Raw genomic sequence first — 26,282 nt, 5'->3', positions numbered from 1 at the left:
TTCGTAAAATCCAGATAGTAATTATATGTAAAACTCTTGGCCAGTTATCGTATTTTCAGCAAGTTAGACACTCACCGAAGCAAGTAAATCTTATCTGGCACCTATTCATAACTACTTTATTTTATTACAAAGCATTATGACAAAAATAAAACTTCTACTCCTAGCACTTCTACAATTATCGATCTATGCCATATCCTTTGAAGGTAAGGTCCTCTATATCCATGATGGCGACACCATGACTGTTTATAGTGACTTCCTTGGCAAGAAAAAGAATATCCGCATGCTAGGAATTGATACTCCTGAAGTAAACTTTAATGGTAATACTCAAGGACAAATATCTCTTGATGCTAGAGACTTTCTAAGAAGTCTTGTGCCAATTGGAAGTATGGTAACAATTGATCTTGGAAGAGATGGGGATCTTAATACTCGCCGTCTACTTGGAACAGTCTTGTATAAAGGTCAGGACATAAATTATGAGATGCTAAAATCGGGGCTAGCAGTTCCTTATTTTATCGAACCTTTTGATAAAGAAATCATGTACAAATATATGGAAATTTCTGAAAGAGTCTTTCTCGAAGAAATTGGTCTTTACGCACTAGACGTTCAGCTTCCTTACGAGTTTCGCATGAGTGTTCAAAATCGAGTTGGAACAAATTACGTTGGTGACCTTAAGACGAAAATCCTTTATTCTCCTGAAGATGGCCACCTTGTACCACCTTATCGCAGACTCTTCATCCGTTCTTTTGAAAGAGCAATGCAACTGGGCTACAAATTATTTACAAAGTAGTTATTCACAAACGTGCCTAACAATTTCACTTACACCATCACCTGATTCAACTTCAGTTGTGTAGATAAATTCGTTATCCTTTGGCCCGTATGCGATAGCCTCTTGTTGAGGAAGATCTTTTGTCCTAACAATTCTAAAGTCAGTCTTTGCTTCTAATTTTCTAGAATTAAATTCCGCTAACGAATTAAATTCAATATTAAATTCGAAAACTGCCCCATAAGTTAGAACAAGTAGAGTTTTCCCATCTTTAGAGATGTCCATTGCTGTCGCAATCCTTCCCCAAAGATTGTAGTTATACAAATGAAATGGAAGATCAATAATTGCAACTTCCTTTAATTCCATTTTTTCTTCTTTCTTTACACCTTCTTGGATTTTTTCTTTTTCGATTTTGAATAGCTTCGCTGGCATTGCACGACGATTTTCTTCATCGACAATTTTAGTTAAAATATAAATATCACCACTTGGATGAACAACCATACTTTCAGCATCGTACTTTTCTTTATTTGGATAAACTAATCTCAAAACAAATTCAGGATCAATCTCTTTGGCATCATCTTTAAGCTTTGCTTCATTAAGAGCTACGACAGAAAGGAACTTTCTCTTCTTCTTATTGTCTCCAATGTCGGCGATGTAAACACACTTTTGCTCACCACATGGACCCAGAGACATATCTTCCATATCATACGGTCGGAAATTATTGATTTTAACTTTCTTTGTATTCTTCCCTGTGAGAGTTGTCCAAAAAATCTCAGGGCCTGATCCTGAATCATTTAAGTTATACATTCGATCATCATAAATCTGAGAGATTGCAATTCCAGATGTCTCATTTAAAACAGTATTATCAAGCCTACCAATTACCTGTGGTTCAGACCATTTCTGACAAATAGCAAATGTTGAAATTGACACGAGCGCAATTGTGATTAGACGTAACATAGATCCCCCAAAATGTTGCTGGACTATTAAATCACCCGTCGTTTACTATGACAATACACATGCATGGAGAGATTAAATGCTAGACTTTAAGGCAAAACCAATAATTGCAGTTATTTACCTTCGCCCTCTACTTGGCTACCCGAGTCATCCTGGGTTAAATAAAGTCATCGACTATGCTCTAGAAGATCTTGAAGTCTTAAGAAAGTGTGGAGTTGATGCTGCCCTTTTAGAAAATGAGCATGACAGACCTTATACTGTTGAGGCTTCAAAAGAAGTCATCGCAAGCATGAGTGTTGTGGCCAACATTGTTCAAAGACAAGCAGGTAACTATCCTATAGGCTCAGAGTTTTTAATCAATGATCCAGAAGCTTCACTTGCTATTGCTAAGGCCGGTGGAAACTCATTTATTCGTACAGACTACTTTGTCGATCACATGGCACGAGAAGAATACGGTGGTGAGATGAAAATTGATCCACAAGGCTTACTTGATTATCGAAAAAAGATTGCGGCAGATGACATCCAGCTCTTAACTGATATTCAGGTTAAGTATGCGACGATGTTAGAAGAGAAGTCTCTTGCCCAATCAGCTCGAGAAGCTTATGAATACAAGAGTGCTGCCGCCGTAGTATCTGGGCGCGAAACAGGAATTGCTCCTAGTGTTTCAGAAATTATGGAGGCAAAAGAAGGCGCACCAGATCTTCCAATCATTATTGGTTCTGGCCTTTCTCATAACAATCTAGATGAACTCTATCCTGCTCTTGACGGCGCTATCGTTGGAAGCGCGCTTATGACAGACACTCGTATGGATTATGAAAAGATTGCACCATTTATGGATATCGTAAGAAGGCTTAGACAATAATGTATACCTTCATTGGTGATGCTGGATTTGATGTATATTCAACATCAAACGAAAAATTTCTTGGCGGCTGCTCCTTAAATGTAGCAACCCACTTTAAGAGAAACTCAAATTTAAGAGCAAGCCTTATCTATCCTGCTGCAAGTGATGGTCAAGAGATCATCAGTCATTGCCAAAAAGAAGACATCCAAGCTCATCCACTTGAACGAAGTGGTAAGACACCAATTCAGTTTATCGAAACCCTTGAAAGTGGAGAAAAGAATTTTACAGAATACCAATCAGGCGTAATTGAAGATTTTGCATTAACAACGCAAGAAAGGAACATGATTTCTGCCCTCGAAGGCTACATCATTTGTCCATTATATACTCAGGTCCTTCCGTTTATTGATCAACTTATTGCTTGTTCACCTAAAGCGAAATTCATTTTCGATTTCCACGATGCTAGTGAAATTGATATTGAAAAATATCTAAAACATGCAAGTCTCGCTCAGTTCGGCTTAGTTAATGACCATCCTCTCGAAGACTTTCTCTATGACTATGTAAAGAGTCACGAGATTGAAATTTTGATAACAAGAGGAAAAGATACGATTAGCAAGTTATCAAAAAAACAGATTGAATACTACATCCCAATCCCATTAGAAACAGTGGTCGACTCGACCGGAGCTGGCGACGCATTCCTAGGCGCATACCTCGCCCTCAACAATATCGAAAAAGCATCTCAATATGCAAAATCTATTTTATCTGTGAGGGGCGCGGGTACCAATCGAGAATTCAAAGACTTATAGTTGAAAATTAACCAATCCAAATACAAGTGCCTAACTACTTATTAGTGGAAATCTTCATTTGTACCCGCGACCCATTTTGAAAAATATTAATATCAAAATGAAAATAAAGTGCGCAATATCGGTGTAAGACTTATTACCTCTAAAAACAAGTGAGGTAAAAATGAATCAATTACTAATTAATTTTAAAGAATCAAAAACATTAAATGAATTAACAGAAATTCTAGATAGTGGATGGCAAATATATAAATCTAATGCATTGTTATACAGCAGCTTCACATTAGGTTTTTCATTATTACTATGGGCACTTTCAATTATCCCATTTGCCTCCGGTTTACTAACACCATTTTTTTTAGCATCGTTTTACACAGCAATCATCAAATCAGAAACGAAAAAAGAAATTACAATTTATGATTTCATTGCAATTCCTAAAGAAAAATTCAATCTAATTTTTATTAGCGGCTCCTTGTCATCATTGATTACATTCTTTGGTTTTATTCTCTTTATCCTTCCAGGACTTTACTTTTTCGCTTCTTATCTTTTTGTTATGCCTTTAACTCTAGAGAAACAAAATGATAAGTCTAGTGCATGGGAGATATTAGAAGAAAGTAGAAAAATATTTACAAACAATTATAAAATCATCACAGCTGCAGTATTTGTTTATATTGCTCTAGCACTGCTTGGAGCACTAGCACTCGGTCTAGGACTTTTTATCACAATACCTTTAATAACTTGTATCAATTATCAACTTTATAAAAAAATTAAGTAACAACTTATGGCGCTTAATGCGCCATTTTTTTTAGCGAGGTAATAATGCCTAAGAAAAAATTAATCCGACAAGGAGAATTCCCCTACCACGTTACAACTCGTAACAATAACAAAGACTGGTTTAGCATACCTATGCATGAAGTTTGGGATATTTGTAAAGAGTCTCTAATTTATGCTCTAGAGAAAGAAAAAGTCGAAATAAACTGTTTTGTTCTTATGTCAAATCACTATCATTTACTTCTGACTACTCCTGATGAAAATATCGATCGTTTTATGATGCATTTCAATTGGAGAATTAGTTATTTAATTTCTAAAAAGACAGATAGAATTAATCACAAATTTAGCAATCGCTATAAATGGTCAATCGTGGCAAATCAAAGTTATCTCTATAATGTTTATCGCTATATTTACCAAAATCCGATACGTGCAGGAATCTCTGAAGCTTGCATTGATTATCCTTACACATCACTACATTTTACTAGTTTTGAAGCACAGCTATTTAAATATCGGCCTCATATAAATTATACTGGAGCTAAACAACTTATAGAAAGGAAGTACGATACTGACTTTGATAATTGTATCAGGAATTCCTTAAAGAAAAGCTACTTTACTCCAAAACATAATATATCTGCACTTTATCTAAAAAGATTAAAAGGCATTAAGATTGGAATGTAACAAGTGGAAATCTCGATTGGTACCCGCGCCCCTTTTTAGGAGGCATAAAGAGGCTTAAGTTTTATTTCACCTTTTTCAAATGCTATCTCATGAATTGAAGAAATAAATCGTCGCTCACTTCCTGATTCCTTTTCTTGAAAGATGATATATTTGAAAACCTCAGAAACTACCAAAGCAGCTTCTTCTAAGTTATATCCATATGAAGAAACAACAGACTGTCTGATCAAACGATCAATTACATTAACAGGACCACTACCTCCAGCACAAGCAACTCCAACAGAATTATTTCTAACAAGATCAATATATGGATAACTCAATCTTTCATCTAAGTAGCTAAGTGTAATGTAGTCACCTCTAGATTCTTCCGCTGCACTCATGACCTCGGTAATAGAATCAGCATCTTTTCCACGTGGCATAAGTCTTGTGACTAAATTTCGATAAAAAACTATCGATGGCGTTGTTTCGATAGAAACGAGTGTCTTCTCTTTTGGTAAGAGATTTAGAATCGTATTATAAAGAGTTGTCTTGCCTGAACCAAAGTCTCCTGCACAAAGAATACCTTTATTTGATCCAACAATTTCTGTAATAATATCTTTTCCTTTTTCTGTAAGCGCATTTAAAGAGACATAATCCTCAAGAGATAAAATTTTCTTAGGAAGTTTTGTTAATTTAAGCGAAGGGCCTTTAATCGATATCGGAGAAAGAACAACTGAAACAGTTAGAACTTCTGTTATATACCTAGAGAAGGACACTTGATCTTTAGTTATACTAAAACGATCTTTAAGTGCGTTGATGACACTTTCATACTCGTCTTTACTATTGAAGCATTGTACAGGGTGCCAGCTATCATTTTTTTTAACTGATACATCGTGATAAGCACCAATGCTAACTTCATCAATAGATTCGTCACATACTAATTTATATAAATTTCCAAGTACTGCTTCTAATTGATCGTTCATCTTCTCTCCTACAGTTAATATCTACTGTAAGCTTATTTGTTATCTTAAAATTAATCACCTAGGGACTTCCCTAGGAGGCTACTAACCACCTGAATTTAAGTGCATTAGTGACGGCCTCTGTACGCTTACTTGCTTGAGTCTTTTTGAAAATAGAGCTCATATGGTATTCAATAGTCTTTTCAGATATAGAAAGAGCATTGGCGATCTCTTTATTCGTGTAACCAAGAAAGACCAAATCTAGTACTTCAGCTTCTCTTGCAGTCAAAGGATTATCAGATGAAATCGCCGACTGATCGACTGATTTTGTTAAAGACTCCAGGGTTTTAGCGACGCGATTAAGGCATAGAGATTGGTTTTTACCTCGAGAGTAAAGACGACATTCTTTTGCTAAATTGAGTAATTCTGCCTCAAGGGTTTTGATAGATGCTCCCCTAATTAAACTAAATTATTAAAAAACAAAAAATCCGTAGTATTCCTATCGGTTAATGGCCTTGAAATAATTAGCTTATTTGATCTTTGGAGAGAGTTAAACTACTGAAATCTCGATTGGTACCCGCGCCCCTTTTAAGTAAGAATTACAGGAGGAGGTGCCATATGGTCTAAATAGAGTTAATTAAGTTGAATATTGAATAAAAAGGGACAAAGAGGGGCAAATGAAGATCTTATCACTACTTACCATTCTATTTACTCTAAATGCCACAGCAGGCTGCCTTGAAGACCAGACAAATTGTGACTACGAATTTCAAGGCTGTGTGAATTTTGCGATTCAAATGCCATATGAAAAAGATATCTCTTCAATGCTCTATCGCTGTCAGGAGAAATACTTAACAGTAATCACCTATGAACAATGTATGTCAGTGGCAGAAGAAATGATCTTCATGAGAGACAAGAATAAGGCCCGCGCAATATGTGGAACACAATTTGGTGGTGCATTTAATTTTGATCAATGCCTAGCTCATGCTGAGGCACAAGCCTATACTGAAGATATCACTCGCCTAGGACTTGAATGTTTTGAAAAACAAAAAGAAACAATCACACTAGCACAGTGCTCACAGGTTGCTGCACTTATGCACTTTATTAAAGACAAGAACTATATCAATCGATACTGCTTTGAAAAGCATTTCTAAATACAAAGCCTCCGAAAGGAGGCTTTTTTATTTTCGCACTAATTCAAGATATGCATACATTGCTCTTCGCTTGAGCTTCTTCGAAAAACCAAGAACCTCGTTGGTTGAAGAGACCCCCGCATAAATCGAAACTTTCTTTTTCTTAAAATATTTCAATGCTTCATAGTATAGCAGTTTCGAAACACCACGGCCTTGAGCCTCCGGATGAACTGAAATTGACATTATATGACCTATCTTAGTTCTTGTAATACTTGGAACGATGAAACCAATTGCCTTCCCGTCCTCAACAGCAACTAACGCATCCACATCATACTTAATAAGACCATCCACAAAACCCAAAAACATCTTACGGGGAAAATTCTCACAGCGTGAAGTTGCACTAAACTTGTGAGCAAGGTACTCAATATCGACAACCTCATCTCTTAATTCTTTATTGAGTTTTACGACTTTAACATTCTTATCAAACTCATATTTTGAAAGGTACTTTAGGCCATCATCAACACTTGCCAGAAGCTCCTCTCCACGGCTTCGGCCGCCTAACTCGAGCAATTGATTATATATTTGTGACTTTACTGGAACATAGAAGTGTGCTCTTTTAATGCGTTTAACATTTTTAAACACATCCTCGACCATGTCTCTAGTTTCAAGTACAGACCATTTTGGAGCAATTTGAACATCAACTTTTATTATTCTAAGACCTATATCATTTGAAGCAAAGAACTGATAAAGGTATTTATTTTTCTTCTCATCATGACGTGTGAATTTAGAAATATCACTTAAACTCTCTCTAATATCATTTTTACGAGTTGAAGTGTATTTTTTTGGTACAGGGATGTCCTTGCTTTTGCAAAATTTCACGAGAGCAGAATTATCATATAACAAATCAAGGAGCTTTCTATTCATTAATAATCCAATAAACTTTTAATAGTTGGATGATCTACTTTTTCTAGCTCTGCCTTGATATACTTTATCGAAGTTGCAAAACTACCATCATTCCAAATGCTAGAAATATTAGCTTCTTTTTCTTCTATTAATTGTTTTGAAGTTAAACCAATTTTCTCAGTTTGAATTCTTGTGATGATACCAACCAGCTCACCTGTTTCACGATCAACTAATGGAGATCCTGAATCACCACCTGAAGAATCACAACCTGTAGCAATTGAATAAACCTTATCAAGCTTTCTTACTCTATCATCTCCAAAAATAATCTGACAGTCATGAGAATTCTCGTAACGTGCTAGTCCAAGTTTCTCATTATCAAAGAAACCAAATCCGACAGTAGTTAGAGGAGTTCCCTCAACGGCAACTTTATCAAAATTTAACTTCACTGCTGTTACAGTTTCCATAAGAATTGATTCTTTATCCTCCATGTCGATTGAAACAATCGAAAAATCTAAATCATCACTATAGAAAACAAGCTCTTTTGCTTTTAAAGAAAATTTTGGTCCGGCAATAAAATGAAAAAGCATATCTTTAAAGTTTTCACGATCAATAACATGGGCAGCAGTAGCAACAAGGTGCTCTCCTGCAAACTGGCCGAGATAAAAAGCTGTACCAACATTCTTCAGTGTTAATTTATTGGCAGTATTTACTACGCCGAGTCCAGTGATTAAGATTGAGCTCTTTAGTGCTTCTACATCTGGCGAATCATTTTCACTAATATGAGTACGATTCCATTCATCACCAATAATATACTCTTTAATATTTAGATCTCTTCTCTGATTCGAAAGTACATATTTAAGATAAACGCTTGGGTAATTAATATTTTCGTAGAGCTTAATAATAGCTTGATAAACTGACCTTGAAGAACAAGTACGCTCGATGCGATTAACTTTAGTTACATAAGCTCTAATATATTCTTGTCTTAAATCCATGAGATTCGTTATATATACACCGTCATCACTCATATTCTTAGTGATGCTTGTAATTTCGGCCAGAGAGCTTCTTTCTTGCTCCTCACTACACAATTGTGCTTGAGTATTGAAAGTGATTAAGAATAAAATTAGAATAATTGGTAAATTAAAGCGCATTTTCTATTAGACCTTTTTTAGCGTTTAGTTTCTTTTTAGTTAAACGAATTAGACGATTTAAGGAGATATATCTCTCCTTTCCTTTACGCATACAAAGTTCATTACTTTCACTAGCAATTTCAATAACGGTATTGCGAACTTCTTCATATGAATAATTTGAATTCTTATATTTACGATTGACTCGTTTTACAAATGTATAGAATAGATTATTGTCACGACTATATTTATTCTCTTGTAACTCAAGTACTTCTTCTTCGATTTTAGAATCTATATCCTGATTAGCAATTTCTTCTTCAGAGAGCTCAGACATTTTTAAAATAATATATGTTCCAATAATTCCTTTTTCATTTTGTAAAAGATCAAAGAAAGAAGCAACAGCAGTAATTCCAAGAACAATTGGGATAGAGAATGGAACAAACGCCACAATAAATACAGCAATAGGATGACCAACAACTTTTGCTAACCAGTAGTAACCTTTTAACTTATATACCCAATCTTTATCTGTCTGATTACTTGACTGGTCTTTAGGATAGAATGTCTCAATTTTATCTTTATAGGCGTCCATACACTGATATTCAAAAGTGCTTGCCTGGGCAGTACTCCATAAAATCGAAATACATAAGAATAGGGTTTTAAGTATTTTCATCATATTTGTAGAAAAGAGAATAAATGATTTTTTTATAAAATACTTAAGTATTGAAATAAGTATCTCGGTGTTCAGGTAGTATACACCTCCACACTTACCTATAATATTAACTACTTAGACTCAATCTATATTTAAACATTCTTTAATCCAATCTAATTATCTCAATACCGAAAAAACCATTGTGGAAAATAAACTTAACTTAGACATTCTACTAGAAAATATTGATGGCATTGCCTATCGCTGCTTAAATGATAAACAGTGGACAATGCTATTTATAACTTCAGGAGTAGAAAGGATTCTTGGGTATAAACCTGAAGAATTAATCAATAACAATGAATTATCGTTCGCTGATATCTACCACCCTGATGATGCTCTTAGAGTTTGGAATGAAGTCCAACTTGCTATTGAAAATCACACATTCTTTACCATTGAATATCGAGTTAAACATAAGAAAGGTCATTATATTTATGTGTGGGAGCAAGGCATCGGTATTTATGAGAATGGCAACCTAATTGCTATTGAAGGCTATATCTGTGATATCACAATTAAGAAACTTACAGAAATGGAGCTAATGGAGATCGTTGAAAAGCAAGCAAAAGAACTTCTTAAGAAAAAAGAAGGTGAAATTGAAAGAGCGAACTTTCAACGCATTTTAGAGCTCACAAAAGGTATGGCCCACGAATTAAAAAATCCACTTACACTGACATTAAATTCTTACCAAATACTTAGAGCTGAGATTTTTAGAAAAGAGCGTCGTCCAGAGAGAATTGATATGCTCCTGTCTGTTATGAAAGATGCCAATACTCGAATAAATGATATCGTAGAAACAATTGATTTAACTTTTCGTTCCGTATCTAATATCAAAGAAATTTTCAATGTAAGTAAACTAATCGAAAAAAGTTTAACTATCGATTATATGCAAGAAATAAAAGAACAAAATATACACTTATCAATTTCCGAAGAAACCTCTAACTATAACCTATTCATAACCGGGCAAAACTTTATTCAAGCTCTAAAAAACATAATAAAAAACTCAATCAATGCACTTCAAGAGAGTAGTAAAAACAACAAGAGAGAAATAAGTATAAATATCGAAATTGATAATAACAATCAATCGTTATTACTTAAAATTAAAGATACGGGAATAGGCATCTCACAAGAATATGTAAAAAGTGTCACTCTCCCCTTTTATTCTGCAACCTCACAAAAAACGAGTGGTGGATTGGGGCTGGCAATTGCAAAATTCTTACTACATAACGATAAAATTGATATTTCATTTAAAAGCGATATTGGTAATTGGACAGAAGTTACTTTAAGTATTCCAAAGGAAAGGTGGAGGCATAGCGATGGCGATTAATATACTCTTTGTTGATGATGAAGAAGCTCTACTTGAACTTATCGAAATGATATATGAAGAAGATGTTCTAGCAGGAAAGCTAAGTACACAATTTGCATTATCAGGAAAGGAAGCTCTTACAAAACTAGCTAGTGATAAAGGTATAGACATAACTGTACTCGTCACAGATATAAATATGCCTGATATGAATGGCATAGAACTCGTAAAAGAAGTTAAAAAGAAATATCCACATATCATCATCTATATGATGTCTGCTTATGGTGATCAAAAAACACTAGAAGAAGTGAGTAAACTTGATATTAAGCACTACTTTAATAAGCCTGTGGACTTTAGTGAACTCAAATCAACTATTGAACAAGATTTAAGCTAAACATGTAGAAGATAAATATTGCAATCAGTTCTTTTCATTATATCTAAAGTAACACTACCAAGAGAAAGGTGTTCAAAAATATAATGCTGTGGTTTTAAAACTACAAGATCTGACTTTTCTTCTTTAAGTAACTCTTCAAGACGACGTGCTGGTTCAGCATTGAGAATCATCTTTAATGTATAGCTCGCTTCTACTCCTTGTTTCTTTAACAGTGCCTGTGCCTTTTGAAGCTCATCCTCGGCTCCCTTATGAAGCTCAGACATCTCATTAGAAAGGACTTCTCGAGGAAAAGGCCCATCAGGGAATACTTCCAAATTATAGCTCACAAAATTAATTGGAACGATACAATCCATATGAACTTTAGCGTTGTTACATTTTGCAAGATTTGCAACTTTTGCCAAATCATCTTCATCGATTGACTCATAAGGAATAAGATAAGTTATTTTTTTAAATGTATCGACTCCAGATTTATTGATAAGAACATCCTTATTCAAATTAAAAAGAGATTTTTCTGCAAATGTATTGAGAAAGAATCGATGTAGGTCACCGTGATGACTGGCACCGACAGACAGGACCTCCATTTCAGGGTCTTCCTTCAAATGCTCAATTCCTTCATTTATTGATCCCTCGAAGTTTTCAAAATCAATATCTTCTTTATCAATATCAAGACGTCCAAGGGTTGCGTTCACCATCTCTAAAGATGTTTCTTCAATTCTCTTTTTCCAAATAGGATCTTCAATTCGACGCGACAGGGCCGAAGACGCGTGAAATTGTTTTTCTATCTGAGGAGAAATTGTATCGATATGGTAGAGAGAAGGTTTTAATCCTAGGGCCTTAGCAAAATTAAAACCTGAACGAATATTTTTTTCAGAACCTTCATGAAGGTCTGAGCAGATAACCAGTTTTTTCATGCTGCCTCCAAGTATATATTATTTGGCAAATGGATTTAATAAAACTTAAATTAACTCTATATATTCAAAGATTGGACTGCTATCACTTGTACTTTAGAGCCAGTTAACTTGGCGCTAGACTTGCTATGATAATACTCATGAAGTTGATGAATACTGAAAATCACATCCTTAGCGTGATGTACGTCTTATTTTTATGTCTAATTCTTGGTCAGAAGTCTACATATTGTGCAATTATTGACAATAATAGCGAGGACAATATCTACGCTTCCCAAAAAGACAAAGAGCGTTTTGAGATAAAGAATCTAGTTAACGAGACGGGATTTGATTATGGGATAGACCTCAGCGATCAAGACCTAGAAGAAATTGCTGAGAGTGTTGGAAAATTTAAAATCTCTACACTAAGCTTTTCAAAAAGTCGCTTTAATCGTGAAGGTGCCATCGAGTGGTATCATAATATTCGTAACGTTAGTAAAGTATTTTACAACGTTATAACTGATCATAAACACTACAATGAGCATACTGCGGTTAGAGCTTCAATAAATATGGCCCATCAGCTTGTTTCATGGTGGATAACTCGAACAAATTACACCCTAGTACATGAAGTTGCTCATGGTGAGGCAATAAAAGAATTCGGCGGAAAAGATATCAAGCTATGGGTTGGAAACGACTCTTTTGATAGTGTTGGTGCATTCTATCTAGCATTCATGTCAACATATAATCGAGGTGCTATTAGCTACACAGTAGATACATTAAGTCCCGAGCAAGAAGCAGCTATTTCAGCAGCTGGCATTAACTCACAACTGCGTTTAGCAGAAGAGATTGCAGAAGAAAGTATTATTAATCGCAGGTTTGATCAAAGTGATGCCCTTCACTATATATTGAATAAAGTCATCTCGACAGTTTACTATCAATACGATCCAAATTCGAATATGAGTGACCTCGCCCACTACGCGCAAGCACTTCATCAGCAAGGAATCATCCATGCAGATGAAATTGATTCTACAAAAGAGTATATCTCGAATATTTCTTTCTTAGCGACACTCTTATCAGGTAGAACATGGGAGGCCGTAAACGCTTTTAGTGACGAAATTATGTTAAATAAACACTACACTGACACGTATGCATTCAAAACACCGGTGGGCGAAGTAACATGGCCAGAATTTGCAGCATTCCTAAACAATAAAGGAGTTAGTGGAAAAATCTCAGCGAGCCTTCTAACTGAATCTCGCATGACATACCACTTTTCATTTGAAACACCACTAATTGGAGAAACAGCTAACGAAGTAGGTTTAGGATTTACATATAAGTCAGATAGTTGGCAAACAACAGTTAAGACATATTTTAACGATCAAGATGGCCGTGGTGCTACAATTAGATCTCAATACGATGTTGGAAGAAAAAATGGTTTTTCTTTCTTTGCTGAGGCCAAGGCCGAAAATGGTACACTTAACCAAAGAAGGCATCAATACAGCCTAACAGGACAAGAAAGTAATGAATTTGAAACTAGTTTTAATATTGGGGTTGAATATCGTTTCTAAGAACGATAGAAATTTACAACGCGTCCCTGTTGCTTGCGGCTTTGATGAGATTCTAACTTCTCAAGGCCAGCAAGATTGTCCAGTGAATTCAGCATAATTTCATCCCAACCAGAAATAAATAGCAGATAAAACTTGGCCCCAGAATCAATTAGATCCTTAAAGTGAGCAATAAGCCTTGGAACGTTATCTGTACCAACTGAATCGTAGAGATAGTAAACATCACGGCCGGCAAAAGCCTGAGGATTTTCTAGGAAATCACAAGTTTCAAATTTAACATTATCTAGTTTAAAATAGCTAGCAACTGAATTTGTGAACTCAACTCTTTCCTCAACCAACTCAAGACCTAGATAATCAAGCTTCTTATCCATCATTAAGGCCATATAGAGTAAAGCACGTCCTGTTCCAGAACCAAGATCACATACACTTTTTATATCACTTCTAGAATTGATAAAACTAATCAAGAGATCAAGATCATCATAGCAGGCCGTATAAACGTGATAATTTTCTCCAAAGATAACATTATCATCGTCACCATTACACTCATTCCCCTCTTCATATTCTTCAGGATAAAGATGTTCAATATCTATAATACGAAGAAGCCTGTCATAAATTAAATCACGGAAACTTGGATCAAACTCACCACGAGCAATAATTTTTTTAACAGATTTGAAGATCTCGGTCATGAGTGGGAACTCAATATTATCAAAGAACCTCTCTCTTAAAACAAGAGCATCTCGACTATTGACCTGACAAATCTTATTTAAAAACTTACTTTGTTGATCGATCGGTCCTGCTAGAACCTTTTTCCATTTTTTATCGGCTTTTTGAAAGAACATATTTTCAAACTAGCACTTATTTTTGGATGAGTTAACTAAAACTTTTGAAGAAACACTTAAACATTGAAATTATTCACTGTATTTCAAGTTCTAAGTTCAGGATAGCGTTCACTCATTAAATTAATGAGTTTATCGAAATCCACAGGTTTTTCAAAGTAATCGAGGGCACCTAGCTCTTTTGCCTTATTTCTGTATGCGTTACTTGAATAGCCTGAAATCATTATCGTATCGATATTTGGAAATCTATGATTAACTTCTTTTAACAATTCAAAACCATCAATACCAGGCATATTGATGTCTGTTAATATCAAAATAATATCCTGACCTTCTTCACTCTCCAAAATCTCTAAAGCATGGGCACCAGAAGTTGAAAAAGATAGAAGCATTTTATTGGCCTTAACCCAGTCTTCAAAAATATGCTCAAAGATGAATAGCACATCCTCTTCATCATCAACTAAAAGTACATGAACCCTAATCACGAAATCTCCTTAGGAAAACGAATCTTAAAAATTGTAAACTCGCCTTCTTTTGACTCGACAAAAATCTCACCATTATTCTTCTCTATAATCGATTGTATGATAGACATACCAAGCCCAGAACCTTCCCTTCCTGACTTTGTCGTAAAAAATGGCTCAAAGATATTATTTAGGAATTTTTTTGGAATCCCTTCACCGTTATCTTTAATTTCGATTAGTATATAATGATCTTGATCAAAGGTTTGAACAGACAACATGGCCTGACCATCTATATTCTTAAACTTCTTATCTAGAGAATATATTGAGTTTTCGAAAAGATTTAAAAAGACTGATTGAATATCATTAGTGAATACATGTAAATCTTCACTTGTATTTAGAGAGTATTCAAATTTGAGATCAACACCATCCGTTTTCAATGAAGAAGCATGATAGGCATACTTGAAAGACTCTTCAATAAGCTTATGTAATGAATACTTTTTCTTTCCATTAACCCTGGTATCCAACATAACATCTAGGATATTTTCAATTCTTAAGCTATGGGTTGAAATTATATCAAGCGCTTTACTCAAATCTTTTGAAACTTTACTATCATCAACACTCAAGCGCTCTTTAAGAACCATAGCAACTTTACTTGCATTTAAAATGAGATTTAGAGGATTCCTAATTTCATGAGCAATGCCTGTAGTTAATCTACCAAGCGCGGCCAACTTTTCTTGTTGAAGCATTGTTTCATGAGACTTTTTAATGAATTCTTCTTTCTCACTTACTTCTTTTGCAATAATCTCATTTAAGTCAGCAATTTTTTGATTTGCGTTCATCATAGCAAGCTCGACACCGATGCGACTTGCAAATAAATCAACAGCTGTTGCCACAAAGGTTGGATCTTTTATGGGGGCTGTATTCAAAAGAACAATCAAACCGAGAAAATCGCCAGAAGGAAGTAAGACAGGAGCACCAATATAAGCATCGACCTCCATATTCTGAAGCATTAGATCTTGTGGATAGTCTACGCATACATTCTCAGGATGCATGCAAACTCGTTTCCCCGTAATTACATCATGACAAGGAGTCCCCTCAAGGTCATATTCTAAATTATCAATAAATTGCCCATTAGATATAGCAAAATCTGTAAGAATAATATTGGGATCACCTTCTTTAGGGCGACCGACAAAAATAAAATCAATCTCTAGATAAGTAGCAATATTCTTTAAGAGACTCTTTATGTAATCTGCACCACTTAAGTGCTGATTTATATTATAAATCTCTTTAATAATTTTAATTTTATCTTTCTCATCCATTAGGCTTACCATGACGCCTCACTTTATTAACGATATTTCATTATAAAAGAAATGCATAAGACATGGGTTTAAGAAATCTAAAGAAAAGTTTGGATGATATTAGCGCCTTCGACGACCTTTGTATCGTTTCTTGGCCTTAGGTTTAGATAAAGGATAATCATGATGAAAAGGATGATCTAATACTTGAGAAATATTCTTTCCAATTAGCTTTTGAACATTACGAAGAAAAGGCAAATCTTTTTCACTACATAATGATAGTGCCACCCCCTCTCTTCCGGCCCTTGCTGTTCGTCCAATACGGTGAACATAGTATGTTGCATCTTCCGGCATATTATAATTAATAACAAGATCTACATCATTGATATCAATACCTCGAGAAGCAATGTCGGTTGCCACAAGAACTCGAATGGCACCAGAAGTAAAGTCTTCAATCGCCTTATTCCTCTGACCTTGCGTTAAATTACTATGAATCTCCCCAACACTAACATCGCTGCGTGCAAGAAGTTCGACAACTTCAGAAACGGCATACTTGGCCTTACAAAAAATTATAATTCGCGATTTTGTTTTATCCTCTAATAAACTTAAAAGGAGATAATTCTTATTTTCTGCCAATGTAAAATAAACAGATTGTTCAATCTTATCTACTGTTGAAGATTGCGCAGCGACTTCAACTTTTACAGGTTTATTTAATATTTGATTTGCTAGTGTCTCGATTTCTTTTGGCATAGTCGCCGAAAATAGAACTGTCTGATGCAAATTTGGAAGCTTGCTAGCGATATCAATGACACCTTCATAAAATCCCATATCAAGCATCATATCGGCTTCATCAAGAACAAAGGTTTCGACTTGGGATAATTTAATGAATCCTTGCTCCATTAAGTCGATGAATCGCCCAGGAGTAGCAACGACAATATCCACGCCTTCATTTAGAGCAATTACTTGTGGGGCACTACTGACCCCGCCCATGATGACGGTGGAACGAACGTTGCCCTTTTTTGAAAAGGAGAGAATACTTTCGTTAATTTGAGTTACCAGCTCTCTCGTTGGGGCAAGAATAATAGCACGACAATGATTAGGCATAAGCTTTACTTCATTTGAGATGAATTTTTCAATCATTGGTAAAGAAAAAGCCGCGGTTTTCCCAGTTCCCGTTTGTGCGATTCCTAATAAATCACGGCCTTCAAGTAAAGCGGGTATCGACTTCTCTTGTATAGGAGTAGGTTTAACATGGCCAATATCAACAAGTGCATCTTGAATACATTTGCTTAGCTTAAAAGAATTAAAATCTACCATAGAGATTTATCTCGCATTTCACTCTTCTTGAAGAAATAGATTACTTAGAAACAGCTCTTGATTTTCGAGCAGGTACAACTTCTTGTTCATCAACGACATGACCATTTTCATAGAAGTATCTAAGAACACCTGTCTCTTTTGTTGAAGGCCTATAAACGCGGCCGTCAGCTGTCGTACACTCTGACTCAGAAGCGTTTGGCTCACAGAAGACTTGGTGTTTGATTGATTCTGTCAGTCCACCATACTCTTTTTGTATTTCTTTACATTGAGGATCTTTAGTCGGAGCAAGCTTTCCACCTTTATAGACAAACTCGCACTGATTAGAAAAATTCACACCATTGATAGATTGTGTGACGGAGTTAACTCTCCCTTCTTTATTATAAGTAAATTTTGTTCTGACCTTATCAACTGTTTCCTCTAAGAGATAATCACCACTTTTCCAATTTGCAATTTTAAATGAGTACTTAGGATGAACTTCGCCGTTGTCTGCCACGCAACTGAATGTAGTCGTCTTATTCTTACCATTCACTTCAGTAAGCTTGTAGAGATATCCAGAAGGACACTTTTGTGAGTACTTATAATGATCGACCTCATTTCTGGCCATAACTGATGTGGAAGTAATTAAGATTAGAAGAATACTTAGTTTTTTCATAAGTACTTTATCGGTTCAATATTTAACTTACTTTAGTATTTTAGTCAATCATCTTAGTAAATATATGAAATTATTAAGTTTTAAAAAATTATGTAACAAAAGATGCTAATGCTTCGAAGGACTAGAAAACATAACTAATAAACCTGATAAGAGGAAGAAAATGAAACAAATATTATTAATTGGTCTAGTATTATTCACATCCTGCAAAACGACAAGGCCACCATTATCCGAGTTTTTTGGAGAGAGCTTAAATAAGCTCACTTATTTTGGTGAAAATAAACCAAAAGAAGAAGTTATCTCCTTAGGGCAAAAGCTTTTTTATGACACGCGCTTAAGTAAGGATGGGACTGTTAGCTGTTCAAGATGTCACCTACCACAGCTACACTTCTCTGATGGCCTTCAAAAGTCTAGAGGGACAAAAGATCGTTCTGCTCCTAGAAATGCACAAACGTTAATAAATACTGCAGGTCAAATCTCACAACATTGGGATGGAAATAGACAAGATGTTGAGGAGCAAGCAGCAAAGTCATTCTTTATCAAAGTCCCTTTTGACCTTGATAATGAAGAGCACTTAAAAGAGAAGTTAATTAGCAATAATTATGCTCAAGATTTCTTTAAAGCATTTAATGTAAAACTAGAAAGTGAAGATGCGAAGTCTCTTGTTAACTTATCTGCAAAAGCAATTGGTGCATTTGAGAGAACACTTGTTGGGCCATCTCGTTTTGATGATTATCTTGATGGAAATGTTAAGCGTCTGACAGTACAGGAAGAGAGAGGACTTAAGAAATTCATCGATTATGGCTGTATTGGATGTCATAGTGGTCAACTTGTTGGTGGTGAGATGTATCAGAAATTTGGAGTTGTTGAAGATCCTTACAAGTATACAAAATCCGAAAAAAGGGACCTCGGCCGTTATAATTTTACAAAGAATGAAGATGATAAAGAGTTCTTTAAGGTTCCACCGCTTAGAAATGTAACTAAGACTGCTCCATATTTTCACGATGGAAGTGTTGCAAATCTTGACCAGGCCGTCTACATCATGGGTAAGGTTCAGCTTGGAATCGATATTGCAAAACAAGATCGTGACGATATTATCGCTTTTCTATCTACTCTTGAAACAAAAGAAGAGATTATGAAGCAATTATCAGAAATACCAAGTTTGCCTTAACTTAGTTATTCTTTCCAATTTGGATTGATTTTACTAGTGAGAACATGGTCTTGCCAGCTTCCTGCAATCATAAGGTAGTTTCTAGCAATGCCATGTTCTTCAAATCCAAGGGATTTAAGAACTTTACTACTTCGAATATTTTCAGGAATATAATTGGCCTCAACTCGATGAAAATTTAGTTCATTAAACATATAATTGATCCCACAAGAAAGTGCTTCGTTCATATATCCAAAGCCTTGAAACTTCTCACCTAATTTATAACCAACACGACAATTCTGAAAAGGTCCACGCTCAAGTGTTGTGAAGTTAACCATACCTATTAATTCACCACTTTCTTTCAAAAAAATATTGAATCGAACCGATGTCTTATTTTGAAACTCATCTTTGGCATCTTGAATCTTCTTTGCCCAGTAATCTAACATGAAAAAGTCATCGGGTTTCTTGGGATCCCATGGAGCAAGATGGTTTTCATTATTTTTGTAAAATTCAAGAGTGGCAACTTCATCACCAAGTTCAGGAATTGCTAAAAGAAGTCTTTGTGTTTCAATTTTCATTAATAAAATATAAACGAAACAAAAAATCATGACAACGAAGTCCTAATATTTCTTAAGTTCTTACTTTACCAAACTTGCTTTGAGAAAATTTCAATTTTTCAATAATCTATACTCATGAATGAGTTAATTAAAAATCATCAAGATCGATTTATCGCTCAAAATACTAGCCTATCAGAAGAAGTGATCGATGCTTATTACCGAATTCCTAGACATCTTTTCATCTCTAAATTTAAGGATTATCCAGATAACTGGGTCGACTTAGATGATGATAATTTGGAGCGCTACCTTCCTCTACTCTATGCCGACCACCCTCTGGCGATATTTGGCAACCAAGAAGTTGTCTCAACAATTTCTCAACCTTCTTTCGTTCTAACAATCCTCGATTTATTAAATTTGGAGCCAGGTCAAAAAGTCTTTGAACTTGGCTGTGGAAGTGGATGGAATGCTGCCTTGATGGGACATATTGTAGGAAGAGAAGGAAAAGTTATAAGTGTTGAAATTATTCCAGAACTAGTTAAGAGGGCCAGAATATCATTAGATAAAATGGGCATTAAAAATGTAAAAGTAATTGAAGGAGATGGAACAAAGGGCTTCCTTGAAGATGCTCCTTATGACAAAGCAATCTTTACGGCCGGAGCTTATGATCTACCTAGTGTTTTTCATAAACAATTAAGAGATGATGCTACTCTCGTTTTTGTTCTGAAAGGAAGTCTTGAGGCGGATGTGTTATACGTATTAAAAAAAGATGATGTAGAAGGGTGCTTTATTTCAACCAAAGCAATTGCCTGTAGCTTTGTACCAGTCGTAACGAGTTCAAAGCATAAAGTTTCAGAATTTAATCTTTCGATGGCCCTAAATCATACTCTTAAAATCTATCCAAATATAAAAGAAGTGGATGTCCCCTGCCATCACATGATGAAACAACACGATTCTCTTTTTGTTTGGGTATAAATATTTTACTAAGCGATTTCTTTGGAAATAATTACTTTTGTACCACGACCTAGCTCTGAAACAAATCTTACATTAAGACCTAACTCGCGACATACTTTTCTGATGATAAAAAGGCCAAGGCCTCGCCCTTGTTCACCATGAGTTCCAAGAGTACTTTTAAAGAGTTTATCCTCATTTCTATTAATTTCGTTAACAAGACCTGAATCAATCCCGATACCACTATCTTTACATGAAAGGAAGAACTCGTTATCAGTCATTTCAATTCGAAAACAAACCTCAGAATCTTCAGGCGAAAATTTAATTGCATTTTGTAGGATATTACCCAAGATACTATCTTTAAAAGCCTCTTTATTAGTTCTGATAGTAAAGCTCTTATCAATCTCTGATTCAATTCTTAACTTAATATTCTTCGCTACTGATTGATCTTGGTATTCAAAAATTAATTCTTCTAATAAGTCCCAAACAACAACATCAGTCATCAAAAATGAGCTAGAATTATCATCAACCACATTTCGTGTATTTTCAATTATTCCCTTAACCGACTTATAATAGATATCTAGTTTTTGACTGGCCTTTTCAATTTCGCCACGTGCGATTAATCTCTTCACATGTTCAACAATGAGCATTTTATTAGCAATATCGTGACTTATGATTCTATTGGCAAGTAGAACCTCTTTATGGGCCTCGCGGATTTTCCTTTCGGCCGTCTCAAGCTCTAAATTCTTTTTTTCAAGATCATTAGTATGTTGAAGATTTTCAATTATAAGATTCTTATAATACTTATCGAGCTTAAATAACCTTAGGATAACAATTTGGAGGGATGCAAAGATTGAAGGCGCCCCCATGTGCTCATTAACGTGATAAATTAGAATATTTTTATCTTGGCTTATTTCGACATCCCATGACATCGAATCAGACACTAGCTTTGGCAAGGCCAAGAAAACGATTCGATACATATCCACAAAAACTGGAAAAATATCTTCAGGACGATCAAAGGTCAGCTTAATATCAAATGTGGTTTTGCCTGTTTCTATTAACTCGATCTTAACTGCGTCTGTATAGAACGTCTTAAATGAGTATTTTAAGATAAAGTCACCCACAAAGCGAAAGCTGATCATTCGTGAAAGAATATCTAAGACACGTTTTACGTACTTATTAGTGAGTCCATGTTTCGTCATCGCCTCGTAAAACTTTTCATATTTATCATTTAAAGCTTCAGTAATGAGACGGTAATCATTCCACGTCATATACTTTTTTTCATCGCTAATAATGTCATAGTCATGCCCTAGATTTTCAAAGAAAACCTTTGGATCATCATTATTTTCAACGATGTAATTTATGTATGCATGGACTGCTTTATTGCTGACGTTCAAATCTTCCCCAAATTTAGTGGAATACTACCCCATAAGACTTATTTAATCTAGAGTATTGAGCAATTCTTATCTCAAGGTTAACCATATAAGTAGCTGATCTTTTAATGAAAAATTAACCAAAATTAAAACTATGAATCTGTTTTACTGCTAATATAAATTTAGTGCTAGTTCTTGTTGGAGAATGACCACTCTGCGTACAGCATATCGTTGCGTGTGCGGCATAACAAAAAAGCCCTTCTCACTGAGTAGGGCTTTTTTATTTCATGACATGCCGAATACCTTACCTTAGAATTTCTAAATGAATTTGGCCCTCTTTGATTTTGACGGAACAATTACCTTCAAAGACACATTTACAGAATTTATTTTCTATTCAGTAGGTCCTAAGAAATTACGTCTTGGAAAGCTCCTACTATCCCCTTTTATTCTTGCTTATAAGTTAAAACTCTTATCAGGCCCAACGATGCGTGCGCTTATCGTTAGATATGCCTATTCAAGACAAAGCACCACAACTCTTAAGCACCAAGGCCAAAACTTTTCTCAATCATTTCTTCCAAAGGTTATTAGAACTAATGCACAAGAAGAGATCGATCGCCATAAGAAGCTAGGAAACAAAATTGTTATAGTGTCGGCTTCTTTGGATCTCTATCTTGCTCCTTGGTGTGAGGCTAATGGTTTTGATCTTATTTGCTCTTCCCTAGAATCTAAGGATGGCAAATATACAGGTGGCTATTACGGTGGGGACTGTACAGGCCATATGAAGGCACAAAGGGTCAAAGAGAAGTATGACCTATCTAGTTTCGATAAAATCTACGCATATGGTGATACGGCCGAGGATCAGCAGCTACTAGAACTTGCTGATGAGCGCTATATGTGTTGGACGAAAATCTAAGTTTTCAGTCAATAAATTATACATACATTCAACTCTACGCTGTACTTATCCTAGCTCTCTAATCTATATTAAACAAAAACTGATTGCCTAGGAATTTTTATGATTAGAAAATACATCATCATCTTTGCTCTTTCATCTTTTGCATTTGCTAGTGAAAGTGAATTAAGTGTTGCGACTAAAGAACTATGTAAGAAGATTGGTAAAAACCATGCGCAAGACACTGTTCTTTGTAACAAAATCATTAAAAATGATGGGCCTCTCGATATCAATGTTATTCCTGTCTGCTCTGAAATTGCAAACCACTCAGTAATCTATGGCATGACTTGTGTAGAAAAAGCTGCGGGTAAAAAATTTCCAAAGAATGCCACTAAAAACTGCATTAATATCGCAAAGAAAGTTAAAGAGAATTCAGTCAATGCTATTGCCTGTGTTGAAGTTTCTGTAAATAAAGAATTTGATAATAATATTTTAAAAACGTGTGATGTATTGGCAAACTACTCAACGTTTAATGGGTATCACTGCCTAAGTTACGCAGCTAATTCGAATTTTAGTGCCCCTGCTGCTGAATTTTGTACAGCAATGGCAAAAGAGACAAAGGACTTTGCAACTTATACATTTAATTGTTTGGAACTAACGGCAGATAAGAATCTATCTGAAGACGACTTGGCCCCATGTTTTGAAGAGTTACTTAATGGTGGAGAATTCGCTCCATTCAAAGCAAAAGAGTGTCTGCTACAATTTTAAGTAATTAGTAGATCGACTGCTCAGAATAAGTTGTAAATAATTCCAAAGCTTCGATACCGGCCAGAGAGTTACCAGTGGAATCTAAAGCAGGAGACCAAGTTGAGATAGACATTTCATTTGGGATAACGCCGACAATTCCACCTCCAACTCCAGACTTAGCAGGTATCCCTACTCGGTACGCAAAATCACCGACTGAGTTGTAAAGGCCACACGTCATCATTATGGCATTCATTCTCTTATTTTGGCTCTTAGTTAATATCTTTTTTCCATTCCACGGGTTTTGCCCATTTGAGCTAAAAAGCCTAAACGATCTGGCCAGATCAACGCATGACATTTCAATGGAACAAATCGTTGTATAAATATCAATTACCTTCGATACTTCATTATTGATATTGCCATAGCTTTTCATGAAGTACGTTAGCGCATAGTTTCGATTGGCAGTAGCAAGCTCTGACATTCTAACAGATTCATTAATAAAGATATTTTCGTTTCCACTTAACTCACGAATAAATTTTAAAACTTCATTTACAGGATCTTTATAGAGATCAATAAGTGTGTCGATAACAACGATTGCACCGGCATTAATAAATGGATTGCGAGGAATTCCTTCTTCGTTTTCAAGAAGAACAAGAGAATCAAAACGATTTCCAGATGGTTCTAGGCCAACACGTGACCAAAGTTTGGCGTCTAGTTTTTGATAAGCTAGAACAAGAGAAAAAACTTTAGAAATAGATTGAATAGAAAACGCTTTTTGGGCATTCCCAATAATATACTCGTGTCCATCATTAGTACAAATAGACATTCCAAATTGATTAGGATCAATCTTTCCAAGCTCTGGTATGTAGTCAGCAACTTTACCTTTTCCGATAATAGGTGAAATCTCGGAATAAATCCTTTCTAAAATATCTGTATAATTCTCTTCCATGACTAGTAATATAGCTTCAAAATCTTATTTTTTTAATTTTAATTTTTAATATTATGAAACTCTTACTTACTACTTACTTAGATTTGAGAAATCAGGCATTTCATGATTCCACTTTTGATAGATTTTTTCGAGCTCTTTTGACTTTAGAAGAGTTTCCATATTCTTATCGAAGATCTTAATTAGCTCTTCAGACTTCTTTGTGCGAGCGTATCTAACATAGAGGTTCTTTGTAATCACAGGCTTCATTACGTACTTGGAAGGGTCTAGCTTTAGCGCCTTAAATTTCGGCATAATCGTATTTTTAGAATCAATGAAGAAATCAATACGTCCCTTTTCTAAAAGCCTAAGACCATTATCCGTATCCTGAAGCTCTTTCCAATCCATCTTAGTTTTTAAATATTTGTGATAATCATAACCACGAACCCAGTAAACTCTTTTACCAGCTAAACTCTTTTGGCCCTGCCAGTCTTTTAAAGTACCTTTTTTGAAGACGACCAGTGTGTACTCAACATCGATTGGATATTGAGGGTAAATTGACTCTTTGACTGTATTGTATGCTCCAAGCATGGCATCTTTGTGATTTTCATTCACATACTTAACAGCTCTTGGCCAAGGAACGAAGGTATAGTTAACTTTGATATCTGAGAGTGAATAAGCTTTCCTAACAATTTCGAAGTAGAGGCCACTTCCATCCTTATTTGTAAAATCTTTCCATTCAGGAGTTGAGATCTCTATTGTTTTAATCTCACTTGCAATACTCAAATTAGACCATGCAAGGAGAATAAGAAATTGTATTAGAAGGTGTTTTGTCTTAACCATAACAATTCAAAGGCTATATTAACCAAATAGTATTGACAAGAAGGTACGCGCCACCTTTTCCAGATATCAGTATGTTAGATCGATTAATTTAGTTTTAAAAACTTTTCGATCTTCTTTAACTTGGCCTTATCTTCACTAATTCTATCTTTGATTAAGGCCTTCTTCTGTTCAAGATTCTTTTTGAAATTTTCACAAGGCCTCCCCTTTTTAATAAAAGAGTCCATCCCACGTTTTATCTCACTTAGTGTAAAGCCCAATTCTTTTCACTAGAAATAAAACGAATCTCTTTCAAGTTAATCTTTGTATAGATCTTATAACCGTTAATATCTCTTTGCGGAGGCGATATTAATGAGATCTTCTCATAATAGCGAATCGTATCTCTTGATAGTGCCGGTAGAAAATTTTTAAGAAGATAAAATATTGCTACATTTGCGACTCAAAAAGATGCAAAATACTTAGAGTCAAAAGGAATCAGATCATGGCCACTTGAAAAGGAAGATAAATTCTTTGATGGTTCAATTCGCCAAATTCCGGCCCAACACGTAAGAGGCTTTCTCTATCCTTT

Annotated in this window: 31 protein-coding genes; 13 read left to right on the top strand and 18 right to left on the bottom strand. The window is 35.2% G+C overall.

Going from position 1 to position 26,282, the window contains the following annotated elements:
• Positions 1-136 precede the first annotated feature (136 nt).
• On the top strand, positions 137-787 hold the full coding sequence (locus C0Z22_RS01985) for a thermonuclease family protein (RefSeq protein ID WP_103216655.1): 651 nt from the start codon (positions 137-139) through the stop codon (positions 785-787).
• Here the strand turns inward: C0Z22_RS01985 and C0Z22_RS01980 are convergent, their stop codons facing one another.
• Entirely contained in the window at positions 788-1,720 is a 933-nt protein-coding gene (locus C0Z22_RS01980; protein WP_103216654.1) for a hypothetical protein, read from the bottom strand. It lies immediately after the preceding gene.
• 76 nt (positions 1,721-1,796) lie between these two features.
• Here C0Z22_RS01980 and C0Z22_RS01975 point away from each other — a divergent pair, with 76 nt between their 5' ends.
• From C0Z22_RS01975 to C0Z22_RS01960, 4 genes are all read left to right on the top strand, one after another.
• Entirely contained in the window at positions 1,797-2,579 is a 783-nt protein-coding gene (locus C0Z22_RS01975; RefSeq protein WP_103216653.1) for a BtpA/SgcQ family protein, read from the top strand.
• Positions 2,579-3,361, top strand: a complete 783-nt coding sequence (locus tag C0Z22_RS01970) for a PfkB family carbohydrate kinase (RefSeq protein ID WP_103216652.1) — start codon at positions 2,579-2,581, stop codon at positions 3,359-3,361. The genes C0Z22_RS01975 and C0Z22_RS01970 overlap by 1 nt, the downstream gene beginning before the upstream one ends.
• Positions 3,362-3,521: 160 nt before the next feature.
• A complete protein-coding gene (locus C0Z22_RS01965) occupies positions 3,522-4,127 on the top strand; it encodes a hypothetical protein (protein ID WP_103216651.1) in 606 nt (201 codons plus the stop codon).
• Between the two features lie 44 nt (positions 4,128-4,171).
• A complete protein-coding gene (locus C0Z22_RS01960; RefSeq protein WP_103216650.1) occupies positions 4,172-4,801 on the top strand; it encodes a transposase in 630 nt (209 codons plus the stop codon).
• Positions 4,802-4,836: 35 nt separating this feature from the next.
• Here the strand turns inward: C0Z22_RS01960 and C0Z22_RS01955 are convergent, their stop codons facing one another.
• Complete coding sequence (locus C0Z22_RS01955; protein ID WP_103216649.1) at positions 4,837-5,760, bottom strand: ATPase, T2SS/T4P/T4SS family; 924 nt, start codon at positions 5,758-5,760, stop codon at positions 4,837-4,839.
• A gap of 70 nt (positions 5,761-5,830) precedes the next feature.
• The gene (locus C0Z22_RS15965) at positions 5,831-6,025 is read right to left on the bottom strand and encodes a response regulator transcription factor (protein WP_158246772.1); all 195 of its coding nucleotides are present in this window, start codon (positions 6,023-6,025) and stop codon (positions 5,831-5,833) included.
• Between the two features lie 388 nt (positions 6,026-6,413).
• Here C0Z22_RS15965 and C0Z22_RS01945 point away from each other — a divergent pair, with 388 nt between their 5' ends.
• Entirely contained in the window at positions 6,414-6,887 is a 474-nt protein-coding gene (locus C0Z22_RS01945) for a hypothetical protein (protein ID WP_103216647.1), read from the top strand.
• A 27-nt stretch (positions 6,888-6,914) separates the two neighbouring features.
• Here the strand turns inward: C0Z22_RS01945 and C0Z22_RS01940 are convergent, their stop codons facing one another.
• From C0Z22_RS01940 to C0Z22_RS01930, 3 genes are read right to left on the bottom strand one after another with little or no spacing between them, the layout of a single operon-like run.
• Entirely contained in the window at positions 6,915-7,790 is an 876-nt protein-coding gene (locus C0Z22_RS01940; protein WP_103216646.1) for a GNAT family N-acetyltransferase, read from the bottom strand.
• A complete protein-coding gene (locus tag C0Z22_RS01935; protein ID WP_103216645.1) occupies positions 7,790-8,917 on the bottom strand; it encodes a serine protease in 1,128 nt (375 codons plus the stop codon). The genes C0Z22_RS01940 and C0Z22_RS01935 overlap by 1 nt, the downstream gene beginning before the upstream one ends.
• A complete protein-coding gene (locus tag C0Z22_RS01930; RefSeq protein WP_103216644.1) occupies positions 8,907-9,482 on the bottom strand; it encodes a hypothetical protein in 576 nt (191 codons plus the stop codon). The genes C0Z22_RS01935 and C0Z22_RS01930 overlap by 11 nt, the downstream gene beginning before the upstream one ends.
• Before the next feature lie 262 nt (positions 9,483-9,744).
• Here C0Z22_RS01930 and C0Z22_RS01925 point away from each other — a divergent pair, with 262 nt between their 5' ends.
• Both C0Z22_RS01925 and C0Z22_RS01920 read left to right on the top strand, forming a co-directional pair.
• Positions 9,745-10,920: a PAS domain-containing protein gene (locus C0Z22_RS01925; protein ID WP_103216643.1), complete on the top strand. Its 1,176-nt coding sequence runs from the start codon at positions 9,745-9,747 to the stop codon at positions 10,918-10,920.
• Positions 10,910-11,290: a response regulator gene (locus C0Z22_RS01920; protein WP_103216642.1), complete on the top strand. Its 381-nt coding sequence runs from the start codon at positions 10,910-10,912 to the stop codon at positions 11,288-11,290. Before C0Z22_RS01925 ends, C0Z22_RS01920 begins: the two co-directional genes overlap by 11 nt.
• Here the strand turns inward: C0Z22_RS01920 and C0Z22_RS01915 are convergent.
• Positions 11,287-12,201 (bottom strand): universal stress protein, encoded by a 915-nt coding sequence (locus C0Z22_RS01915; RefSeq protein ID WP_103216641.1) that lies wholly within the window; start codon positions 12,199-12,201, stop codon positions 11,287-11,289. The two genes, C0Z22_RS01920 and C0Z22_RS01915, sit on opposite strands and share 4 nt — an antisense overlap.
• A gap of 137 nt (positions 12,202-12,338) precedes the next feature.
• Between C0Z22_RS01915 and C0Z22_RS01910 the strand changes: the two genes are divergently transcribed.
• Positions 12,339-13,739, top strand: coding sequence for a hypothetical protein (locus C0Z22_RS01910; RefSeq protein ID WP_146037755.1), 1,401 nt, complete (start codon positions 12,339-12,341; stop codon positions 13,737-13,739).
• Here the strand turns inward: C0Z22_RS01910 and C0Z22_RS01905 are convergent.
• The 5 genes from C0Z22_RS01905 to C0Z22_RS01885 all read right to left on the bottom strand — a co-directional run bounded on the left by C0Z22_RS01905 (position 13,736) and on the right by C0Z22_RS01885 (position 18,294).
• A complete protein-coding gene (locus C0Z22_RS01905) occupies positions 13,736-14,575 on the bottom strand; it encodes a methyltransferase domain-containing protein (protein ID WP_103216639.1) in 840 nt (279 codons plus the stop codon). The genes C0Z22_RS01910 and C0Z22_RS01905 overlap by 4 nt on opposite strands.
• An 83-nt stretch (positions 14,576-14,658) precedes the next feature.
• Positions 14,659-15,054, bottom strand: coding sequence for a response regulator (locus C0Z22_RS01900; protein WP_103216638.1), 396 nt, complete (start codon positions 15,052-15,054; stop codon positions 14,659-14,661).
• A complete protein-coding gene (locus tag C0Z22_RS01895; protein ID WP_103216637.1) occupies positions 15,051-16,361 on the bottom strand; it encodes a sensor histidine kinase in 1,311 nt (436 codons plus the stop codon). The genes C0Z22_RS01900 and C0Z22_RS01895 overlap by 4 nt, the downstream gene beginning before the upstream one ends.
• Before the next feature lie 87 nt (positions 16,362-16,448).
• Complete coding sequence (locus C0Z22_RS01890) at positions 16,449-17,642, bottom strand: DEAD/DEAH box helicase (RefSeq protein WP_103216636.1); 1,194 nt, start codon at positions 17,640-17,642, stop codon at positions 16,449-16,451.
• 40 nt (positions 17,643-17,682) lie between these two features.
• Positions 17,683-18,294 carry a hypothetical protein gene (locus C0Z22_RS01885; RefSeq protein WP_103216635.1) on the bottom strand — a complete coding sequence of 204 codons (612 nt, stop codon included), beginning with the start codon at positions 18,292-18,294 and terminating at the stop codon, positions 17,683-17,685.
• 160 nt (positions 18,295-18,454) lie between these two features.
• On the opposite strand from C0Z22_RS01885, the gene C0Z22_RS01880 reads away from it, so the two are divergent.
• Positions 18,455-19,462, top strand: coding sequence for a cytochrome-c peroxidase (locus C0Z22_RS01880; RefSeq protein ID WP_103216634.1), 1,008 nt, complete (start codon positions 18,455-18,457; stop codon positions 19,460-19,462).
• A gap of 5 nt (positions 19,463-19,467) precedes the next feature.
• Here C0Z22_RS01880 and C0Z22_RS01875 read toward each other — a convergent pair whose 3' ends face one another.
• Positions 19,468-20,016 carry a GNAT family N-acetyltransferase gene (locus C0Z22_RS01875; protein WP_158246771.1) on the bottom strand — a complete coding sequence of 183 codons (549 nt, stop codon included), beginning with the start codon at positions 20,014-20,016 and terminating at the stop codon, positions 19,468-19,470.
• Positions 20,017-20,130: 114 nt separating this feature from the next.
• On the opposite strand from C0Z22_RS01875, the gene C0Z22_RS01870 reads away from it, so the two are divergent.
• Positions 20,131-20,967 (top strand): protein-L-isoaspartate O-methyltransferase, encoded by an 837-nt coding sequence (locus C0Z22_RS01870; protein WP_103216632.1) that lies wholly within the window; start codon positions 20,131-20,133, stop codon positions 20,965-20,967.
• Between the two features lie 8 nt (positions 20,968-20,975).
• On the opposite strand, the gene C0Z22_RS01865 is transcribed toward C0Z22_RS01870, so the two are convergent.
• Positions 20,976-22,340 carry a HAMP domain-containing sensor histidine kinase gene (locus C0Z22_RS01865; protein WP_103216631.1) on the bottom strand — a complete coding sequence of 455 codons (1,365 nt, stop codon included), beginning with the start codon at positions 22,338-22,340 and terminating at the stop codon, positions 20,976-20,978.
• A gap of 298 nt (positions 22,341-22,638) precedes the next feature.
• On the opposite strand from C0Z22_RS01865, the gene C0Z22_RS01860 reads away from it, so the two are divergent.
• Both C0Z22_RS01860 and C0Z22_RS01855 read left to right on the top strand, forming a co-directional pair.
• Positions 22,639-23,229: an HAD-IB family hydrolase gene (locus C0Z22_RS01860; RefSeq protein WP_103216630.1), complete on the top strand. Its 591-nt coding sequence runs from the start codon at positions 22,639-22,641 to the stop codon at positions 23,227-23,229.
• A gap of 99 nt (positions 23,230-23,328) precedes the next feature.
• Positions 23,329-23,973, top strand: coding sequence for a hypothetical protein (locus tag C0Z22_RS01855; RefSeq protein ID WP_103216629.1), 645 nt, complete (start codon positions 23,329-23,331; stop codon positions 23,971-23,973).
• 4 nt (positions 23,974-23,977) lie between these two features.
• On the opposite strand, the gene C0Z22_RS01850 is transcribed toward C0Z22_RS01855, so the two are convergent.
• From C0Z22_RS01850 to C0Z22_RS16400, 4 genes are all read right to left on the bottom strand, one after another.
• Positions 23,978-24,898, bottom strand: a complete 921-nt coding sequence (locus C0Z22_RS01850; RefSeq protein ID WP_103216628.1) for a glutaminase — start codon at positions 24,896-24,898, stop codon at positions 23,978-23,980.
• A 69-nt stretch (positions 24,899-24,967) separates the two neighbouring features.
• Positions 24,968-25,717: an ABC transporter substrate-binding protein gene (locus C0Z22_RS01845; protein ID WP_103216627.1), complete on the bottom strand. Its 750-nt coding sequence runs from the start codon at positions 25,715-25,717 to the stop codon at positions 24,968-24,970.
• A gap of 83 nt (positions 25,718-25,800) precedes the next feature.
• Positions 25,801-25,941 (bottom strand): hypothetical protein, encoded by a 141-nt coding sequence (locus C0Z22_RS15960; RefSeq protein ID WP_158246770.1) that lies wholly within the window; start codon positions 25,939-25,941, stop codon positions 25,801-25,803.
• A gap of 17 nt (positions 25,942-25,958) precedes the next feature.
• The gene (locus C0Z22_RS16400) at positions 25,959-26,138 is read right to left on the bottom strand and encodes a MerR family DNA-binding transcriptional regulator (RefSeq protein ID WP_103216944.1); all 180 of its coding nucleotides are present in this window, start codon (positions 26,136-26,138) and stop codon (positions 25,959-25,961) included.
• Positions 26,139-26,282 lie beyond the last annotated feature (144 nt).

The sequence above is a fragment of the Halobacteriovorax sp. DA5 genome, from assembly GCF_002903145.1.
In the GTDB taxonomy this organism is placed as follows: Bacteria; Bdellovibrionota; Bacteriovoracia; order Bacteriovoracales; family Bacteriovoracaceae; genus Halobacteriovorax_A.
This window is presented reverse-complemented; position numbering and strand designations above follow the sequence as displayed.

Coding starts and splice junctions, on each gene's coding strand:
- C0Z22_RS01955 (WP_103216649.1), bottom strand. CDS start 5,760: ATGAACGATCAATTAGAAGCAGTACTTGGAAATTTATATAAATTAGTA.
- C0Z22_RS01985 (WP_103216655.1), top strand. CDS start 137: ATGACAAAAATAAAACTTCTACTCCTAGCACTTCTACAATTATCGATC.
- C0Z22_RS01935 (WP_103216645.1), bottom strand. CDS start 8,917: ATGCGCTTTAATTTACCAATTATTCTAATTTTATTCTTAATCACTTTC.
- C0Z22_RS01965 (WP_103216651.1), top strand. CDS start 3,522: ATGAATCAATTACTAATTAATTTTAAAGAATCAAAAACATTAAATGAA.
- C0Z22_RS01920 (WP_103216642.1), top strand. CDS start 10,910: ATGGCGATTAATATACTCTTTGTTGATGATGAAGAAGCTCTACTTGAA.
- C0Z22_RS01960 (WP_103216650.1), top strand. CDS start 4,172: ATGCCTAAGAAAAAATTAATCCGACAAGGAGAATTCCCCTACCACGTT.
- C0Z22_RS01850 (WP_103216628.1), bottom strand. CDS start 24,898: ATGGAAGAGAATTATACAGATATTTTAGAAAGGATTTATTCCGAGATT.
- C0Z22_RS01930 (WP_103216644.1), bottom strand. CDS start 9,482: ATGGACGCCTATAAAGATAAAATTGAGACATTCTATCCTAAAGACCAG.
- C0Z22_RS01870 (WP_103216632.1), top strand. CDS start 20,131: ATGAATGAGTTAATTAAAAATCATCAAGATCGATTTATCGCTCAAAAT.
- C0Z22_RS01945 (WP_103216647.1), top strand. CDS start 6,414: ATGAAGATCTTATCACTACTTACCATTCTATTTACTCTAAATGCCACA.
- C0Z22_RS15960 (WP_158246770.1), bottom strand. CDS start 25,941: ATGGACTCTTTTATTAAAAAGGGGAGGCCTTGTGAAAATTTCAAAAAG.
- C0Z22_RS01875 (WP_158246771.1), bottom strand. CDS start 20,016: ATGAAAATTGAAACACAAAGACTTCTTTTAGCAATTCCTGAACTTGGT.
- C0Z22_RS01915 (WP_103216641.1), bottom strand. CDS start 12,201: ATGAAAAAACTGGTTATCTGCTCAGACCTTCATGAAGGTTCTGAAAAA.
- C0Z22_RS01980 (WP_103216654.1), bottom strand. CDS start 1,720: ATGTTACGTCTAATCACAATTGCGCTCGTGTCAATTTCAACATTTGCT.
- C0Z22_RS01975 (WP_103216653.1), top strand. CDS start 1,797: ATGCTAGACTTTAAGGCAAAACCAATAATTGCAGTTATTTACCTTCGC.
- C0Z22_RS01940 (WP_103216646.1), bottom strand. CDS start 7,790: ATGAATAGAAAGCTCCTTGATTTGTTATATGATAATTCTGCTCTCGTG.
- C0Z22_RS01845 (WP_103216627.1), bottom strand. CDS start 25,717: ATGGTTAAGACAAAACACCTTCTAATACAATTTCTTATTCTCCTTGCA.
- C0Z22_RS01885 (WP_103216635.1), bottom strand. CDS start 18,294: ATGAAAAAACTAAGTATTCTTCTAATCTTAATTACTTCCACATCAGTT.
- C0Z22_RS01895 (WP_103216637.1), bottom strand. CDS start 16,361: ATGGTAAGCCTAATGGATGAGAAAGATAAAATTAAAATTATTAAAGAG.
- C0Z22_RS01880 (WP_103216634.1), top strand. CDS start 18,455: ATGAAACAAATATTATTAATTGGTCTAGTATTATTCACATCCTGCAAA.
- C0Z22_RS01890 (WP_103216636.1), bottom strand. CDS start 17,642: ATGGTAGATTTTAATTCTTTTAAGCTAAGCAAATGTATTCAAGATGCA.
- C0Z22_RS01905 (WP_103216639.1), bottom strand. CDS start 14,575: ATGTTCTTTCAAAAAGCCGATAAAAAATGGAAAAAGGTTCTAGCAGGA.
- C0Z22_RS01860 (WP_103216630.1), top strand. CDS start 22,639: ATGAATTTGGCCCTCTTTGATTTTGACGGAACAATTACCTTCAAAGAC.
- C0Z22_RS01910 (WP_146037755.1), top strand. CDS start 12,339: ATGAAGTTGATGAATACTGAAAATCACATCCTTAGCGTGATGTACGTC.
- C0Z22_RS01855 (WP_103216629.1), top strand. CDS start 23,329: ATGATTAGAAAATACATCATCATCTTTGCTCTTTCATCTTTTGCATTT.
- C0Z22_RS01970 (WP_103216652.1), top strand. CDS start 2,579: ATGTATACCTTCATTGGTGATGCTGGATTTGATGTATATTCAACATCA.